Source organism: Janibacter sp. CFPM2_SD2, assembly GCF_057364645.1.
In genome coordinates, this window is record NZ_JBNFOF010000263.1 from 1 (window position 1) to 3,189 (window position 3,189).

Below are 3,189 nucleotides of genomic sequence, written 5' to 3' on the forward strand. Positions count from 1 at the left end.
GGAGCCCGCGTGGCCGTCGACTCCTCGGGCGACCCCCTTCGACCGGCGGTGGCCGCTGGACCCGACCTCATCAAGCCCAACCGGGTCGAGCTCGAGGAGCTCGTCGGTGCCGACCTGCCGACGCTCGGGGCGGTCGTCGACGCGGCCCGGGACCTCGTCGCCGGAGGGGTCGGCCGGGTGGCCGTCAGCCTCGGCCGCGATGGTGCGTGCTCGTCGACGGCGACGAGGTGGTCCACGCCCGGGCGACCATCGCCCGCCCCGGTGTCGACGGTGGGTGCAGGCGACTGCATGCTCGCCGGCCTGCTCCACGACCTCGCCGCCGGGGCCCCGCCGCGCAGGCGCTGTGCACCGGTGTCCGGTGGGGCGCCGCTGCCGTGACCCTGCCGGGCAGCAGCGTCCCCACGCCGCCCGACCTCGCCGACATCGACGTCTCCGTCACCACGACCCCTGACCGCTCCCTCGCCGTCCGCGACTGAGCCCCACCCCCGGAAGGACCGAGCAATGCCGCTCATCACCCCGTCGCAGGTCGTGCTCGACCTCAGCGCACCAGACTCCCACGCCGCGACCCGGCGGCTGGCCGAGACTCTCGTCGAGAGCGGTCGCACCACCGACGTCGAGGCCTTCCTCGACGACGTGCGGGCCCGGGAGGAGGTCATGGCGACCGGCCTGCCCGGCGGCATCGGCATCCCGCACGCCCGCAGCGCGGCGATCACCGAGCCCTCGCTCGTCTTCGGTCGAGCCACCCGGGGCATCGACTGGGGCGCGAAGGACGGCCCCGCGACGCTCATCTTCCTCATTGCCGCGCCCGAGGGGGGCGGAGAGGCGCACATGCAGGTGCTGCCCAAGCTCGCCAAGGCGCTCATGGACCAGTCCTTCCGCTCGGCCCTCGAGGCCGCGACGACCGAGGCGGAGGTCGTCGCGCTCGTCGAGGAGCGGGTCTCCCTCGACGAGCCGAAGCAGGGCACCCCGCAACCCGTCGCCTCGGCTGCGCCCCCGGCCGTCGAGTCCTCCGATTCCACGCAGTCCTCGGAGCCCACTCACTCCTCGGACGAGGGCGCTGCGGACGAGGCGTCCGCGGGCGGTGCCTCCGCAACGACCGCGGGCGAGGGTTCGCATTCCCTGCACCTCGTCGCGGTGACTTCCTGCCCGACCGGCATCGCCCACACGTACATGGCCGCAGAGGCGTTGCGGACGGCCGCCGAGGAGGCGGGCCACACGATCACCGTCGAGACCCAGGGGTCCGCGGGCTCGACCCCGCTGTCCCGCAGCGAGATCCAGCGTGCCGACGCGGTGATCTTCGCCCACGACCTCGAGGTCAAGGACAAGGGCCGCTTCGCTGGCCTCCCGACCCTCGACGTCGGGGTCAAGAAGGGGGTCTCGGACGCACCCGAGCTCGTCGAGCGTGCCGTGACGCTGGCCGGGCAGTGGGCGGCCAACCCCAGCGGGCGGCGGCGGCCGCCGCGGCCACCGACCTGGCCGACGGCACCGGGGACGAGGACCCCGAGGTGTCGACCGCGACCAGGGTGCGCCAGTGGCTGATGACCGGGGTGAGCTACATGATCCCCTTCGTCGCGGCCGGTGGGATCCTCATCGCCCTGTCCTTCATGCTCGCCCAGATCGCCATGGGCGAGAAGGGCGCCATCGAGATCACCCAGTACTCGCTGACGGCCGAGGGTGACCTCAACATCGCCAACAGCTTCAGCCCGCTGAGCCTGACCTCGTGGGCGGCGTTGTTCTTCGTCATCGGCGGCGCGGCCTTCGGCTTCCTCGTCCCGATCCTCTCGGGCTACATCGCCTACGCGATCGCCGACCGGCCCGGCCTCGTGCCCGGCATCGTCAGCGGCTGGATCGCCTCGACGATGGGCGCCGGCTTCCTCGGCGGTCTGGCGACCGGTTTCATCGCGGGCTTCGTCGCCCGGTGGGTGGCCGGCTGGAAGGTCCACGCCGGCGTGCGCGGCGTCATGCCCGTCGTGGTCATCCCGCTCCTGTCGACGCTCATCACGGCAGGGCTCTTCATCACCGCGCTCGGCCGCCCGATCACCTGGCTCATGGACTCGCTCACCGCCGGGCTCGAGGGCATGGGTGGCGGCAGCGCGCTGCTGCTCGGCGCCCTCCTCGGCGGGATGATGGGCTTCGACCTCGGTGGCCCGGTCAACAAGGTGGCCTACACCTTCGGCACGACCGGTCTGACGGTCGCGGGCACGGCCACCGACGCCATCCAGCTGAAGATCATGGCCGCCGTCATGGCCGGTGGCATGGTCGCACCGCTCGCCCTCGCCCTGGCCACGACGGTGCGCCCGCGGCTCTTCTCGGAGCCCGAGCGCGAGAACGGCCGGGCGGCGTGGCTGCTCGGTGCCTCCTTCATCTCCGAGGGGGCCATCCCCTTCGCCGCCGCCGACCCGGTCCGGGTCATGGCCAGCTCGGTCGTCGGCTCGGCGATCACCGGCGCCCTCGTCATGGCCGGTGGGGTGACCCTCCGGGCGCCCCACGGCGGCGTCTGGGTGCTGCCCCTCATGGGCAACTTCCTGATGTTCGTCGTCGCCCTCGCCGTCGGCGTCGTCGTCATGGCCGCCATCGTCATCGCCCTCAAGACCATGGGTTCGCGCGCCGCGCAGCCCGAGGGGGACCCGCAGCGGGTCGCCGCCTGACAGGCTGGGTCGCGCACCCGCGGGACCCGGCCCACCAGCACCACCCACATCACCAGAACATCCGCACCGTCCACAGCAAGGAGCCGTCATGGCCAGTCGCACCACCACCATCGCCTCGTCCGTCGGCCTGCACGCGCGACCCGCAGCGCTCTTCGTGCAGAAGGCGTCCGAGTCCGGGCTCGACGTGCAGATCGGCCGCCCCGGCGACGAGCCCGTTGACGCGACGAGCATCCTCGGCGTCATGGCGCTCGGGGCCAAGCACGGCGAGCAGGTCGAGGTGAGCGCCGAGGGCGAGGGCGCCGACGCGGTCCTCGACGAGCTCGTCACCCTCCTCGAGACCGACCTCGACTCCCAGGAGTGATCGCGATGGCCGACGAGGTCAGCACTCGGCAGGGCATCGGCGTCTCCTCGGGCACCGCGCACGGACCCGTGGTGCTCGTCGCACCACCCGTGCGGGCACCCGAGCGGGAGCCGGCGGCCGCCGACCCCGAGGCCGCCCGCGCCGGGCATCGCGCAGGCGCTCGAGGCGGTCGCCGCGGAG

General features: G+C 73.3%; 4 protein-coding genes. All 4 read left to right on the plus strand.

The window, feature by feature from the left end:
- The coding region (locus AC2W7J_RS16905) for a PfkB family carbohydrate kinase (protein ID WP_485983837.1) at positions 1–378 on the plus strand (378 nt) is incomplete at its 5' end.
- A 123-nt stretch (positions 379–501) separates the two neighbouring features.
- Positions 502–1,539 carry a fructose PTS transporter subunit IIA gene (locus AC2W7J_RS16910; protein ID WP_485983839.1) on the plus strand — a complete coding sequence of 346 codons (1,038 nt, stop codon included), beginning with the start codon at positions 502–504 and terminating at the stop codon, positions 1,537–1,539.
- Entirely contained in the window at positions 1,506–2,648 is a 1,143-nt protein-coding gene (locus tag AC2W7J_RS16915; protein ID WP_485983841.1) for a PTS fructose transporter subunit IIC, read from the plus strand. Before AC2W7J_RS16910 ends, AC2W7J_RS16915 begins: the two co-directional genes overlap by 34 nt.
- Before the next feature lie 88 nt (positions 2,649–2,736).
- Positions 2,737–3,009, plus strand: coding sequence for an HPr family phosphocarrier protein (locus AC2W7J_RS16920; RefSeq protein ID WP_421008660.1), 273 nt, complete (start codon positions 2,737–2,739; stop codon positions 3,007–3,009).
- The last annotated feature ends 180 nt before the right edge of the window (positions 3,010–3,189 follow it).